Raw genomic sequence first — 13,279 nt, forward strand, 5'->3', positions numbered from 1 at the left:
CCAATTTGTCGCTGCATTCGCGGAGTCGGGGTCGCCGTGTCAGTTGGTTCGTTCTTCAGCCGTCTCTGGGCGCTTTTCGCCTATGATCGATCCATCGGTTTCGGCCTCGAATATATTGGCCTCACCACCTTGCGGTATCCGCGCGCCGTGGCGCTGGCCGTGCTGGCCTTTTCCATCCTCTGTTTCACGCAGATTCCGCGCGCCAATGTCGATGGCGACCTGCTGCGCGTCTATGCCCATTCCGGCGAGCATTACGATGCCTATGCCCAGCTCTCGGAAACCTTCGGCACGTTCGAGAACGACATCTATGTGCTGGTCTCGTCCCCACGGATGACCGAACCCGAAACGCTGGAGCGCGTGCGCGAGCTGGCCTTCGATCTCGAGCTCAACGAATTCGCCGTGGGCACCATGTCGCCCTTCACTTTGCGCAAGCCCGATGGGCGGGGCGGCTCGGTGCCGGCCGTGCCCGAGGGCATGGACGATTTCGGCGAAGTGGCCATCGCCCTCAGCGACCTGCAGCAGAATGATCCGATGATGCGCAACCTCATCACGCCGGATCTGAGCGGCGTGGTGCTCATCATGTTCCCCAACCAGGAAATGACCAAGGGCGACGGCACCAAGCGGATGATCGCCTCCTTGCGCGACACGATCGCCTTCTATCAGGACGAGAATATTTCCATCGAGCTGACCGGCCCGCCGATCTGGACCTCGGAAATGCTCAATGCCGCCGTGGACGACCAGGTCAAGTTCACCGTCTGGGGGTTCGGGCTCGGCGCCATCATCGCCCTGCTGGCCCTGCGCTCGCTGCCCGGCGCGCTATTGGTCGCGGCCACGCCGTTCCTGGCGGTGATGTGGTCGATGGGCATTATCCTTCTCTTCTTCGGCTCCTTCTCGTTCCTCACCATCATCGTGACGACTTTGGTGCTGGTGATCAGCTTCGCGGAGTCGATGTTCTTCATCTTCAACTGGCTGGCCTATTGGCGCGACGGCATGGAGCCCAACAAGGCGGTGGATGCCACGGTCAAACTGGTCGGTCCCGCCGCGGGCCTGACCATGCTGACCACTCTGGTCAGCTTCGCCTCGCTCTGGTTCACCCCGGGCCAGGGTATCAGGGAATTCTCCATTGCCGGCGCCATCGGCACGTTCCTGCTGTTCGTCTGCCTCATGACCTTCCTGCCGCTGATGCTGAAGGCCGCGGTGCGGCTCGGCTTCAAGGCCCCCAAACGCTCCAGCCTCGTATTGACCGCGCCCCTGCCCCTCGCCTGGTTCATCGCCAGCCGCTTCGGGCGCCTGCTGTCGATCCTGGCCATCGTCGTCACGCTGGTGCTGTTCATCCCCTATGTGCTGATCAAGCCGCATTTCTCCTTCGAGGATTTCGTGGCCAAGGACTCGACGGCGTTGACCGCGGCCGAGGAGATCGACGATGGCGTGGGTGGCGTGGCGCCGCTCTATATCCGCGTGCCCCTGCAGGACAACGACCCCAATGTCACGCCGCGCGATTTCGAGACGATCCGCAAGGTCCACGAAATCCTGGAAAGCCATCTCGGGCAGAACAAGGTCATCTCCGCCGCGGCGCTGACCAATTACACCGATAGCGGCTTTACCCGCGAAGAGGTGTTCGACGCCGTCGGCCCCTTCATGCGCAAGCGCTTCGTGACCGATGACGGCAGCCAGGCGCTGGTCACCGGCTTCATGCCGACCATTATCGACTCCGAAGACCTCAAGCTGCTGGTCGAGAATGTCACCGCCGAAATGCGGGCGGCCGGCATAGACGGCGCCGAAATCGGCGGCTTCCGCATTCTCACCACCTATGCCACCGACCAGATCGTCACCGGGCTGCAGCTCGACCTCACGGGGTCGGTGCTGGTCAATATCGCTTTGATCGGCTTCGCCTTCCAATCCTTCCGGGTCGCTCTGGCCTCGGCCATCCCCAACCTCTTCCCCGTGCTGGGCACCATTGCCTGGCTCTATCTCAGCGGCCAGGGACTGCAACTGACCACGGTCATCGCCCTTACCATCGCCTTCGGCATCGCGGTGGACGACACGGTGCATTTCCTGTCGCACTATCTCCATTCGCGCCGCGAGGAAAAGCGGCCGCATCTGGAGGCGGTCAAGCATACGCTGGACCGCATTGGCGGAGCCATTGTCGCCACCACCATCATCCTGTGTTCGGGCGTGGTGATCGTCACCTTCTCCGAATTGCCGCAGGTGGCCCTGTTCGGCACGCTCTTCGTCTCCACCCTGGCCTTCGCGGTCATCGGCGATCTGTTCATCCTGCCGGCCCTGCTGGCGGCGGGTGGCAAGTTCTTCCAGCCGCTGGGCAAGATCAGGGTGCGCACCGTCGACCATGACGCGACCCCCGACGATCCGACCGGGGACACCGCGACCGGCGATGGCGGCACCGAGGGCGGGCAGCCGCACACGGTATAGCGAGCGGCGCTTGCGGGGCGCAGCGGCGCCCGTTTACATGGTTCGGCTGATTCTGCCATGGCCCCGAATCAGGGGTTTGCGGCGCGCAGGGACTTGGTATCGATTGGGGGATGAAATCTGCCGGGGGGCATGGTTTCAAAATCTGCCGAAGGCATGATTTCACTGGAGGCTTAGTGCAAATGACCTTTTTCGCATCCCTGTGGCGCGCCGCCGCGCTGGCAGGCCTGCTGGCCGTATCCGGCGCCGCCCCTGTTCTCGCCGCCCCGGCCGACGTGGCGCTGCTGCAGTCCTATATCGGGGAATGGCGCGGGCGCGGCGTGCTGATCGGCGCCAATACCGAGACCGTGGTCTGCCGCATGTCGCTGACCCAGGGCAATCAGCAGAAGGTCAATTACAACGGCCGCTGCACCCTGGCCGGTACGCAGCTCTCGGTGGCCGGCACCATGGCCTATGTCGAGGCCAGCCGGCGTTTCGAGGCCGCCATGAGCTCCAATGCCACCTTTACCGGCATCGCCGTGGGCCAGAAGCGCGGCGGCGGGCTGGTCTTCAACCTGCGCGAGCGCGACAAGGATGAAGAGGGCAAGGATCTCAACATTTCCGCCCAGATCAGCCTCAATGGCGACGCCATCAATGTGGTGTTCGAAGTGGTCTATGTCGAAAGCGGCGACAGCCTGCGCGCCGAGGTGCCCTTCTCGCGGTAAGCGGCCCGGCGACCGCCAATTTGTTTTCAATCACAAGCCCTTGCGGCTGAAGAAGTCTTAACCAGCTTGGCGCTAGGGTTCCGGCATTATTCCGGAGCGCCCAATTGCGCAGCCTTGCCGTGACCAGTGCCGACACCCCGACTTCCGCCGACATGCTGCCGGGCGATCCCATCGGCGCACGCCTGCAGCGTCTCTGCGCCCTGCTCGGCATTGCCGGCGCACGGCTGAGCCTGCTGACGGATGACGGGGCTGAAGTCACCGCCGCTATCGGTCCTGCCGATGCCGACCTGCCAGCACTCGAAGCCCGCGCCCGTGCCGCCGGTCAGCCGCTGGTCATCGCGTCGCCTGCCTTCTATGCCGGCATCGTGCTGCCGGGCGAAACCAGCCAATCCGCGCACCTGCTGAGCCTGTTCGATCCCCGCCCACGCAGCCCCGGCATGGCTTCCAATATCGCCGCACTGGCCGGCGAGGTGCTCGCCCGGGCCGTGATTGCGCAGCAGCGCCGCCAGATCGCGGCCCAGGCGCGGACCATTGCCGATTACGACGCGCTCGAGGAACAGCGGCGGAGCCTGTTCGACCGTGCTTCGGCCACGGCCCGGATCGGCGTCTGGCAGTGCAATCTCGCCGATAACAGCCTGAGCTGGACCAATGGCGTCTACGACCTGTTCGAAGTTCCGCGAGACACGCCCATCACCCGCGAGACCACCCTGGCGCTCTATAGCGAAACCTCGCGGCGGGAAATGGAAGCCGCCCGCGCCCAGGCCATCGCCACCTGTTCGGATTTCTCGCTCGATTGCGAAATCATCACCACCAGGGGCAAGCGTCGCTGGATGCGACTGACCGGGGCGGTGGAAAGCCGCGACGGCGTCGCCCACCGCATTTTCGGCATGAAGCAGGACATTACCGAGGAAAAGCTGCTGGCCGACCGGACCCGCTACCTTGCCGAATTCGACGTGATGACGGGCCTAGCCAATCGCGGCCTGTTCCAGGCACGCCTTGTCGCGCTGGACGAGGGCCGCAAGCGCATCGGCACAATGCTGCTGATCGATCTCGACGGCTTCAAGCAGGTCAATGACACCTATGGCCATGCCGTTGGCGATGAATGCCTCAAGGAGGCCGCCGCCCGCCTGCTGGAAAGCTGCAGCGGCGCGGATCTCGTGGCGCGTATCGGCGGCGACGAATTCGCCGTGCTGCTCAATGCCGACATGACGCCGGGCGATGCGAAAATCCTGGCCGGCAATATCGTCGAAGCCATGCGCCGCCCCGTCACGAGGCTGGGCCAGACGCTCCGGCTCGGCGCCTCGGTGGGCGTGGCCCATTATCGCAGCGGCATCAGTGCCGAAGACCTGTTCCGCCAGGCCGACACCGCCCTCTACGCCGCCAAAGCCGCCGGCCGCGACACCAGCCGCATCTTCGCGGCCTGAGGGGCATCGGGCTGCCCCCCGAGTCCGGTGCGTGGGATACCCCCTCATTCCCTCCCCACAAGGGGGAGGGAGGCGCCAGATCGACCCTCAAGGACCTAATCTCAATGTTCCCGCTGTCACGGAGCGAGCTTCCCTCCCCCTTGTGGGGAGGGAGTGAGGGTGGGGGTATGAGAGCCCCGATATTCGGGCACCAGCACCCCCGCCCCCTTCCCAGAAGGGAGAGGCCGTCTCCTCAGAACGGAATGTCGTCGTCCATGCCGCCAGGCTCGAAGGCCGGGGCATTGGCGCGGGGGCGCTGGCCGCCACCGCCGCCATTGTTGTTGTCGCGCACGCCGCGGAAGCCGGTGTCGCCACCGCCATAGCCGCCGCCGGCACTGTCGCCGTCGCCGCGACCATCGAGCAGCGTCAGGTTCGAGTTGAAGCCCTGCAGCACCACTTCGGTGGAATACTTGTCGGCGCCGGACTGGTCCTGCCACTTGCGGGTCTGCAACTGGCCTTCGAGATAGACCTTGCTGCCCTTGCGCAAATAGCTCTCGGCTACGCGCGCCAGCCCTTCCGAGAAGATCACCACACGGTGCCACTCGGTCTTTTCGCGGCGCTCGCCGGTATTCTTGTCTTTCCAGTTCTCGGAGGTGGCGACGCTGAGATTGACCACCTTGCCACCGCTGGGGAGATTGCGCACCTCGGGATCGGCCCCGAGATTGCCGACCAGGATGACCTTGTTCACGCTGCCTGCCATGGCAAAATTCCTTTTCGATTCAGTCCCGGTCTGCGTGGTCGCGGGACGCTTACTTACCCTGCGCAAGCCCTGCCCGCCCAGGCGCGGGCCGTTCATCGGTCTTGCTGCAACGGTTCTAGCGCTTCCGCGGTTGCTGCGCGCGCCAGAACCGATGTTTTGAACATATAAGACGCTGCCGGTCACACCGCCATATGTTCATGTTATGTTCTATTTGGCGACGGAGTCAAGCCGTGGGAATGCCGTTTGCCGGCGCCCCCACGGCCTGCTCTACCCGTATCAGGCCGGCGTGAGTGCCAATGCGCAGGCCTGCGCGAGGTCCTTGTTCGGCGCCTCGGCACCCAGCGGTGTCGCCCAGCCGGATTTTTCGATGATCCCGCGTCGCGAATAGGCCGAGGCGGAGGTGAATTCCGCCAGCACCGCGACGGAGTTGGCATCGGTCCGCGACCGCTCCACGCAATAGGGCGTCAAGGCGGCCGCCAGGTCGATCGCAGAGCGCTTGGACGCCAGATCCTGGGCACTGCCGCCGGTCACCCAGCCACCCCAGGTAAAGCCGATGATGGCAAGGGCGACAGCGCCGGTCGCCGCGCCGTAAAGCGCGGGTTTCGTCCATTCAGGAATTTGCATGAGAGTCCGATCTGTATCGGGAAAGGCCGCAGGATTGCGGCCAGATAGTGACGATAGCATGCGGAGACTGGTAATGCTCCGATTAATCCCCACGAGCCCGCGGTCCAGGTTGAACAGATCCTTCCCCTTCTCCTGACACTCCCTGTCAGCAGCCCTGCCCCAAAGCCAGTCGCACACATGGAAACCCGTCATGGACTACGCGCAGGCGCTCTGGCTCTACCTCATCCTGCTGTTCGGCATCATCGTTGTGCCGGGCATGGACATGTTCTTCGTCCTCGCCAATGCGCTGACGCGCGGCCGCCGCGCCGGGTTCAGCGCCGTTGGCGGCATCATGCTGGGCGGTGCGGTCCATACGATGTTCGGCGCGCTGGCCGTCGGCGTCCTGACCCAGTTGCCCACCATGCTCTTCCAGGTGATGATCCTGGTCGGCGCGCCCTATATGGGCTGGATCGGCTATACTTTGCTGCGCAGCACCATCACCGTGGACAGCATCGGCCGCGCCACGACGCGGTCCGACTGGGTCGCCTTCCGCCAGGGTCTCGTCACCTGCCTGCTCAATCCCAAAGCCTATCTCTTCGTCCTCGCCGTGTTCCCGCAATTCATGCGGCCCGAATATGGGCCGATCTGGTCGCAGGCTCTGGTCATGGGGTTGATGACGGTCGCCATGCAATTCCTCATCTATGGCGGGCTGGCGCTGGCCGCCGGCCGCGGGCGCGATGCGCTGGTCGGCCACCCTGACGTCACCATCTGGATCGGTCGCGGCGCCGGCGCGTTATTCGTCGCGGCGGCCTTGTTTACAGCCTGGCACGGATTGACCCAGCATGTCGGCCCTTGACCGAATCCCTATTGTTCCGCTTATGTTCCAGGCGACGAAGGACGCTTTGGCAAGCGATCGGGGACACGCTAAGGTGAGCGGACCGAGGGGCGGCCATGCGCCGAGACCGCTTGCGAGAGGGACCAACCGAGCCTATCTGAATGGCTCCCCTGAACCGAAGCCCGATATCGATTTTGCCGCCGCGCCGCCCTTGCGCGCAGAGAGCCATGGACTGAAATGATGACGCCAAAGCCCAGCCAGAACCGTGAGATCATCGTGCGCGGCGCCCGCGAGCACAATCTCAAGGGTATCGACCTCCGGCTCCCGCGCGACAGCCTCATCGTCATGACCGGCCTTTCCGGCTCGGGCAAATCCTCGCTCGCTTTCGACACCATCTATGCCGAAGGCCAGCGCCGCTATGTCGAAAGCCTGTCGGCCTATGCCCGCCAGTTCCTCGAAATGATGCAGAAGCCCGATGTGGAGCATATCGAGGGCCTCAGCCCCGCCATCTCCATCGAGCAGAAGACGACGTCGCGTAACCCGCGCTCCACGGTCGGCACCGTCACCGAGATCTACGATTACCTGCGCCTGCTCTATGCGCGCGTCGGTGTGCCCTATTCGCCCGCCACCGGCCTACCCATCGAAAGCCAGACGGTCAGCCAGATGGTCGACAAGGTGCTGGAAATGCCCGAGGGCACCCGCCTCTACCTGCTGGCGCCGATCGCCCGCGGCCGCAAGGGCGAATACAAGAAGGAACTGGCCGACCTGATGCGCAAGGGTTTCCAGCGCGTCAAGATCGACGGCGAGTATCACGAGATCGAGGATGCTCCCGCCCTCGACAAGAAGTTCAAGCACGACATCGAGGTGGTGGTGGACCGCGTCGTGGTCGGCCCCGACATTGCCGGGCGCCTGGCCGAGAGTTTCGAGACCGCGCTGAAGCTGGCCGATGGCATCGCCCTGGTCGAACTGGCCGACGAGAAGAACGAGGATGGCACCCCGCGCCAGGTCACCTTCTCGGAAAAGTTCGCCTGCCCGGTTTCCGGCTTCACCATTGCCGAAATCGAGCCGCGCCTGTTCTCCTTCAACAACCCGTTCGGCGCCTGCCCGGTCTGCGATGGCCTGGGCACCGAGCAGAAGATCGATCCCGATCAGATCGTGCCGGATGCCACCCTGTCGCTGCGCGACGGCGCCATCCTGCCCTGGTCCAAGACCTCGGCACCCTATTACCAGCAGACCCTGCAGGCCGTGGTGAAGCATTACGGCGCTTCGACCGGCACGGCCTGGAACGAGCTGCCGTTCGAAGTACAGCATGCCGTACTCTACGGCACCGACAAGACCAAGATCGACTTCGTCTATGACGATGGCCTGCGCCAGTACAAGACTACAAAGGTCTTCGAGGGCGTCATCGGCAACCTTGAGCGCCGCTACAAGGAAACCGAAAGCGCCGGCATGCGCGAAGAGATCGAAAAATACATGTCGGCCAAGCCCTGCGTGGCCTGTGGCGGCTATCGCCTCAAGCCGGAATCCCTCGCGGTCAAGATCGATGGCCTGCATGTCGGCCAGGTCACCGAGAAGTCCATTCGCGTGGCCGCCGAATGGTTCGAGGCGCTGCCGGAAAAGTTCACGCCCAACCAGAAGCTCATCGGCGAGCGCATCCTCAAGGAAATCCGCGAGCGGCTGAACTTCCTCATCGATGTCGGCCTCGACTATCTCACCATGGCGCGCAATTCCGGCACCCTGTCGGGTGGCGAGAGCCAGCGCATCCGGCTGGCCAGCCAGATCGGCTCGGGGCTGACCGGCGTGCTCTATGTGCTGGACGAGCCCTCCATTGGCCTGCATCAGCGCGACAATGCCCGCCTGCTCGAAACCCTGCAGCGCCTGCGCGACATCGGCAACACGGTGATCGTCGTCGAGCATGACGAAGACGCCATCATGACAGCCGACTATGTGGTCGATATCGGCCCCGGCGCCGGCGTGCATGGCGGCCATATCGTCGCCGAAGGCACCCCGCAGGACATTCTCAACCACCCGGACTCCCTGACCGGTAAATATCTCTCCGGCCGCATGGGCATTGCCATGCCGGTCGAACGCCGCGAGGGCAAGAAGGGCAAGGTGCTCTCGGTGAAGGGCGCCACCGGCAACAATCTCAAGAATGTCTCGGTCGATGTGCCGCTCGGCCTCTTCGTCGCCATTACTGGCGTTTCCGGCGGAGGCAAGTCGACACTGATGATCGACACCATGTACCAGGCCATCGCCCGGCGCCTGAACGGCGCTCGCGTGGTCCCTGCCCCCCATGAGTCGCTCACCGGCCTCGAATTCCTCGACAAGGTCATCGATATCGACCAGTCGCCCATCGGCCGCACGCCGCGCTCCAACCCGGCTACCTATACCGGCGCCTTCACGCCCCTGCGCGAATGGTTCGCCGGCCTGCCGGAAGCGAAAGCCCGCGGTTACGGGCCGGGCCGCTTCAGCTTCAACGTCAAGGGCGGCCGCTGCGAGAAATGCGAGGGCGATGGCGTGCTCAAGATCGAGATGCATTTCCTGCCCGACGTCTATGTCACCTGCGACGTCTGCAAGGGCAAGCGCTATAACAGAGAGACGCTGGAAGTGCAGTTCAAGGGCAAGTCCATCTCCGACGTGCTCGACATGACCATCGACGAGGGCGTGGATTTCTTCTCCGCCGTGCCTGTCATCCGCGACAAGTTCGCCACCCTGCAGCGGGTGGGTCTGGGCTACGTGAAAGTGGGACAACCGGCTAACACCCTGTCGGGTGGCGAGGCGCAGCGCGTCAAGCTCTCCAAGGAGCTCTCCAAGCGCGCCACCGGCCGCACGCTCTACATGCTGGACGAGCCGACCACGGGCCTGCATTTCCACGACGTGGCCAAGCTGCTCGACGTGCTGCATGAGCTGGTAGAGGGCGGCAATACGGTCATCGTCATCGAGCACAATCTCGAAGTCATCAAGACTGCCGACTGGGTCATCGACCTCGGTCCCGAGGGCGGCGATGGCGGCGGCGAGATCGTCGCGGTGGGTACGCCGGAAGACGTTGCCGCCAATGCCCGCTCCTATACTGGCCAGTTCCTCAAGGAAGTCATGGCCAGGCGCCCGCATTTCGCGACACGGGCCGCCGAATAGTCCATCCCGATTCACGCCTCCGCTCCGTCGATGCTAACAGTCCGTTAGCATTAGCGGGCGGTGGGTGAATGCGGGTTACCGCGCCCCATGTGACAAAATGACAAAAACCGCCATGCACCTCGCGCATGAAGCGCTTGACGTTCGCGCCATGGTGCTGACGCGCAAATCATCCCATCTTGCAGGTGTCAGCACTCTGACCTGAAGGGAATACGCCGATGTTTGTGCGTGCCGTCTGGCGCCTGAAGCGCCTGATCGACATCAAGCAGACGTTGCGGGAAATGGACGTTCCCTCGACGCGTGATGCCGATCTGCTGGGACTTTCCGGCCCCGACTTCTCCAAGATGACACGCGGCCTGTTCGACCGCTGAGCCGTTTCCGTCCGCAAAACCTGCCGCATGGCCGCCTCTCCACCACAGGGCGGCCATGACTTTGCCCGACGCATTAACTCCGCACGAACGACTTTGGTTAAAGCCCTGCGCTAGACGCATGACCCATTTGACCAATCTCCCACTGCTCATTTGGCAGGCACTGCCCTAGATATTGCCTCGTAAACGAAAGGAGACTTCCAATGGACATTCGCAAGACTTTCAAGAAGTGGGCCGCTTATCAGCAGACCGTTCGTGAGCTCGCCGCTCTCGACAATCGTCAGCTCAACGATCTGGGCATTTCGCGCACCGATATCAATCGCATCGCCCGCGATCATGCCAGCGCCCTCTAATATTTGCTCAACTGAACTTTCAGCCTGCGCAAATCGAACAGCCGCCTCTCCCTGAGATGCGGCTGTTTTGCTTTTTGGATCAAAAGGCTAGTCTGGCAATCAGCTCGTCATAACTGACCATGACGGCCTTGCGAAAAGCTGGTCGCTCCTGCAACCGCCGATACCAGTTCTCGACGCCAGGCATGGCCGGGCGATCGATCTGCATGGTGAACCAACGGTAGAGCGCCACGCCGGCCGCGATATCGGCATAGCTCAAACTATCCCCGGCCAGGTAATCCCGTTCGGCCAGATTCGCATCGAGAATGCGCAGGGCTGCAATCGTCTTGGCCAGCGCCGCCGCAATGGCCTTGTCGTCGCGCTGTTCCGGTGGCGTCCGTACCAGCAGCCAGAACACGGCAATCCAGCCCGGCTGGAAGGTGGTCGCGGTCCAGTCGGTCCATTGATCCACCAAAGCGCGCTCGCGCGGGTCGACCGGCCAGAGCGTGTTTTCGCCATAGGTTGCAGCCAGATAGCGCAGGGTGGCGTGGCTCTCCCACACCGTGAGTTCCCTATCCTGCAGGGTCGGCACCAGCCCGTTGGGGTTCATCGCGCGATAGGCCGGCTCATCCAGCCCGCCATGCGATCCGCCGACCAGTTTGTGCGTATAGGGCAGGCCCAGTTCCTCGAGCGCCCACAGCGTTTTCTGCACATTGGCAGAGTTGGCGCGCCCCCACAGCGTCAGATTTGGACTCAAAGTTATCCTCCCGTTTCGCGGCGCATGCTAATCTGCGTGCTGGCAACCACAAGTGCCGGTTGCGCCCCCGAGCCGCGCTTGCTATCTGCCCGCCATGTCTACATCAGAACTTATTCACATCATTGGCGGCGGTCTCGCCGGCTCCGAGGCCGCATGGCAGGCTGCCGAGGCGGGCGCCACGGTGATCGTCCACGAAATGCGCGGCGTCAAAGAGACCGACGCGCACAGCACCGACAGCTTTGCCGAGCTGGTCTGCTCCAACAGTTTCCGCTCCGACGACCACGAGCAGAATGCCGTCGGCCTGCTGCATGAGGAAATGCGCCGCTGCAATTCGCTGATCATGCGCGCGGCCGACCTGCACAAACTGCCGGCGGGCGGCGCGCTGGCGGTGGATCGGCACGGCTTTTCCGCCGAAGTCACGCGCGCCATCCACAATCACTCCAATATCACGGTGATCCGCGAGGAAATCGCGGGCTGGCCGCCGGCAGACTGGCGTAATGTCATCATTGCCAGCGGCCCGCTGACCTCCCCCGCCCTTGCCGAGGCGATCCTGGCGACGACGGGCGAGGATGCGCTGGCCTTTTTCGATGCCATTGCGCCCATCGTCCACAAAGACAGCATCAATATGGACATTGTCTGGGCCCAGTCGCGCTACGACAAGGCCGGTCCCGGCGGCACGGGTGCGGACTATCTCAACTGCCCCATGGACAAGGACCAGTACATGGCCTTTGTCGAAGCGCTGAAGACCGCGCCCCTGCATGAATTCAAGGATTGGGAAAAGGTCCCCTATTTCGATGGCTGCCTGCCCATCGAGGTCATGGCCGAGCGCGGCGTCGAAACCCTGCGCCACGGACCGATGAAGCCCGTCGGCCTCACCAATCCGCGCAACCCCACCGTCAAACCCTATGCCATCGTCCAGCTCCGGCAGGACAATGCGCTGGGCACGCTGTGGAACATGGTCGGCTTCCAGACCAAGATGCGCTACGGCATCCAGGCCGAAATCTTCCGCATGATTCCGGGGTTGGAAGAGGCGCAATTCGCTCGGCTTGGCGGCTTGCATCGTAACACTTTCATCAATTCCCCCAAAGTGTTGCGAGCCGATCTTAAACTGATAAATGATCCGCGCATCCGCTTTGCCGGCCAGGTGACCGGCGTCGAGGGCTATGTGGAAAGCGCCGCCGTCGGCCTCATCACCGGCCGCCTCGCTGCCGCCGAGGCCCGCGGCGAGACTATGGCCACGCCCCCCAGAACCACGGCGCTCGGGGCATTGGTTGACCATATTACCGGCGGCCACATCGAGTCCGAAAGCTATAGCGGCGCCCGCAGCTTCCAGCCGATGAATGTCAATTTCGGTCTCTTCCCGGAAGTCACCGTCACCAGGCCCGAAGGCGCCCCCGCTGGCGCGGCAATGACAAGACCATCGCCAAGCGCCGGGCGATCACCTCCCGCGCACTGGAGGACCTGAAAGCCTGGGCATGACCGAAGCCGAGTTCGAAACCTACCTGCACGACCATATTCCGCTGTCGCGGGCCATGGCCGTGCGGGTGATTTCGATTGCCGATCAGCAGGTTACGCTTAGTGCGCCGCTCGCGCCCAATATCAATCACCGCGACACGGTGTTCGGCGGCAGCGCCGCCTCGATCGCCACCCTCGCCGCCTGGTCCCTGCTGCATCTGCGCCTCGTGGCCGCTGGCCTGCCGAGCCGCGTCGTCATCCAGCGCAGCACAATGGACTATCTGGCCCCCATTGCCGGCGACTTCACCGCCACAGCGACATTCGAGTCGGCGGCGAATTGGGACACCTTCCTGCGCATGCTGACCCGCAAGGGCCGCGCCCGCATCGCATTGCAGGCGGCACTGGACTACCAGGGCCAGAAGGCTGTCCAGTTCCACGGCGAGTTCGTAGCTTTGGGCAAGGACCGGCTGTAGCCACGCCCTCGTGGTTCGAGGCGCTGAAGAAGC

General features: G+C 63.6%; 11 protein-coding genes and 1 pseudogene. 9 read left to right on the forward strand and 3 right to left on the reverse strand.

Annotated features, from left to right (window positions below; genetic code table 11):
• Window positions 1-36: 36 nt before the first annotated feature.
• The 3 genes from NVV79_RS16085 to NVV79_RS16095 all read left to right on the forward strand — a co-directional run bounded on the left by NVV79_RS16085 (window position 37) and on the right by NVV79_RS16095 (window position 4,555).
• Window positions 37-2,430 (forward strand): RND family transporter, encoded by a 2,394-nt coding sequence (locus tag NVV79_RS16085; protein WP_303991383.1) that lies wholly within the window; start codon window positions 37-39, stop codon window positions 2,428-2,430.
• A gap of 179 nt (window positions 2,431-2,609) precedes the next feature.
• Entirely contained in the window at window positions 2,610-3,131 is a 522-nt protein-coding gene (locus NVV79_RS16090; protein ID WP_303991384.1) for a hypothetical protein, read from the forward strand.
• A 104-nt stretch (window positions 3,132-3,235) separates the two neighbouring features.
• The gene (locus NVV79_RS16095) at window positions 3,236-4,555 is read left to right on the forward strand and encodes a sensor domain-containing diguanylate cyclase (RefSeq protein ID WP_303991385.1); all 1,320 of its coding nucleotides are present in this window, start codon (window positions 3,236-3,238) and stop codon (window positions 4,553-4,555) included.
• A gap of 232 nt (window positions 4,556-4,787) precedes the next feature.
• On the opposite strand, the gene ssb is transcribed toward NVV79_RS16095, so the two are convergent.
• Entirely contained in the window at window positions 4,788-5,294 is a 507-nt protein-coding gene (gene ssb, locus NVV79_RS16100; protein WP_303991386.1) for a single-stranded DNA-binding protein, read from the reverse strand.
• A 276-nt stretch (window positions 5,295-5,570) separates the two neighbouring features.
• Window positions 5,571-5,918: a hypothetical protein gene (locus NVV79_RS16105; protein ID WP_303991387.1), complete on the reverse strand. Its 348-nt coding sequence runs from the start codon at window positions 5,916-5,918 to the stop codon at window positions 5,571-5,573.
• A gap of 190 nt (window positions 5,919-6,108) precedes the next feature.
• On the opposite strand from NVV79_RS16105, the gene NVV79_RS16110 reads away from it, so the two are divergent.
• The 4 genes from NVV79_RS16110 (at window position 6,109) to NVV79_RS16125 (ending at window position 10,585) form a co-directional block, all read left to right on the forward strand.
• Complete coding sequence (locus NVV79_RS16110) at window positions 6,109-6,753, forward strand: LysE family translocator (protein WP_303991388.1); 645 nt, start codon at window positions 6,109-6,111, stop codon at window positions 6,751-6,753.
• Between the two features lie 216 nt (window positions 6,754-6,969).
• Window positions 6,970-9,867, forward strand: a complete 2,898-nt coding sequence (uvrA, locus tag NVV79_RS16115; RefSeq protein ID WP_303991389.1) for an excinuclease ABC subunit UvrA — start codon at window positions 6,970-6,972, stop codon at window positions 9,865-9,867.
• 215 nt (window positions 9,868-10,082) lie between these two features.
• Window positions 10,083-10,235 carry a hypothetical protein gene (locus NVV79_RS16120; protein WP_186767207.1) on the forward strand — a complete coding sequence of 51 codons (153 nt, stop codon included), beginning with the start codon at window positions 10,083-10,085 and terminating at the stop codon, window positions 10,233-10,235.
• A gap of 200 nt (window positions 10,236-10,435) precedes the next feature.
• Window positions 10,436-10,585 (forward strand): DUF1127 domain-containing protein, encoded by a 150-nt coding sequence (locus tag NVV79_RS16125; RefSeq protein ID WP_082530928.1) that lies wholly within the window; start codon window positions 10,436-10,438, stop codon window positions 10,583-10,585.
• A gap of 79 nt (window positions 10,586-10,664) precedes the next feature.
• Here NVV79_RS16125 and NVV79_RS16130 read toward each other — a convergent pair whose 3' ends face one another.
• A complete protein-coding gene (locus NVV79_RS16130; RefSeq protein WP_303991390.1) occupies window positions 10,665-11,318 on the reverse strand; it encodes a glutathione S-transferase family protein in 654 nt (217 codons plus the stop codon).
• 94 nt (window positions 11,319-11,412) lie between these two features.
• On the opposite strand from NVV79_RS16130, the pseudogene trmFO reads away from it, so the two are divergent.
• Together trmFO and NVV79_RS16140 are read left to right on the forward strand one after the other, a co-directional pair.
• Window positions 11,413-12,797: pseudogene (gene trmFO / locus NVV79_RS16135) on the forward strand (methylenetetrahydrofolate--tRNA-(uracil(54)-C(5))-methyltransferase (FADH(2)-oxidizing) TrmFO).
• On the forward strand, window positions 12,794-13,246 hold the full coding sequence (locus NVV79_RS16140) for a thioesterase domain-containing protein (protein ID WP_303991391.1): 453 nt from the start codon (window positions 12,794-12,796) through the stop codon (window positions 13,244-13,246). Before trmFO ends, NVV79_RS16140 begins: the two are co-directional and overlap by 4 nt.
• Window positions 13,247-13,279 lie beyond the last annotated feature (33 nt).

The organism is Devosia ginsengisoli, from assembly GCF_024707105.1.
Taxonomy (GTDB): domain Bacteria; phylum Pseudomonadota; class Alphaproteobacteria; order Rhizobiales; family Devosiaceae; genus Devosia; species Devosia ginsengisoli_A.

Coding starts and splice junctions, on each gene's coding strand:
- NVV79_RS16090 (WP_303991384.1), top strand. CDS start 2,610: ATGACCTTTTTCGCATCCCTGTGGCGCGCCGCCGCGCTGGCAGGCCTG.
- ssb (WP_303991386.1), bottom strand. CDS start 5,294: ATGGCAGGCAGCGTGAACAAGGTCATCCTGGTCGGCAATCTCGGGGCC.
- NVV79_RS16105 (WP_303991387.1), bottom strand. CDS start 5,918: ATGCAAATTCCTGAATGGACGAAACCCGCGCTTTACGGCGCGGCGACC.
- NVV79_RS16110 (WP_303991388.1), top strand. CDS start 6,109: ATGGACTACGCGCAGGCGCTCTGGCTCTACCTCATCCTGCTGTTCGGC.
- uvrA (WP_303991389.1), top strand. CDS start 6,970: ATGATGACGCCAAAGCCCAGCCAGAACCGTGAGATCATCGTGCGCGGC.
- NVV79_RS16120 (WP_186767207.1), top strand. CDS start 10,083: ATGTTTGTGCGTGCCGTCTGGCGCCTGAAGCGCCTGATCGACATCAAG.
- NVV79_RS16125 (WP_082530928.1), top strand. CDS start 10,436: ATGGACATTCGCAAGACTTTCAAGAAGTGGGCCGCTTATCAGCAGACC.
- NVV79_RS16140 (WP_303991391.1), top strand. CDS start 12,794: ATGACCGAAGCCGAGTTCGAAACCTACCTGCACGACCATATTCCGCTG.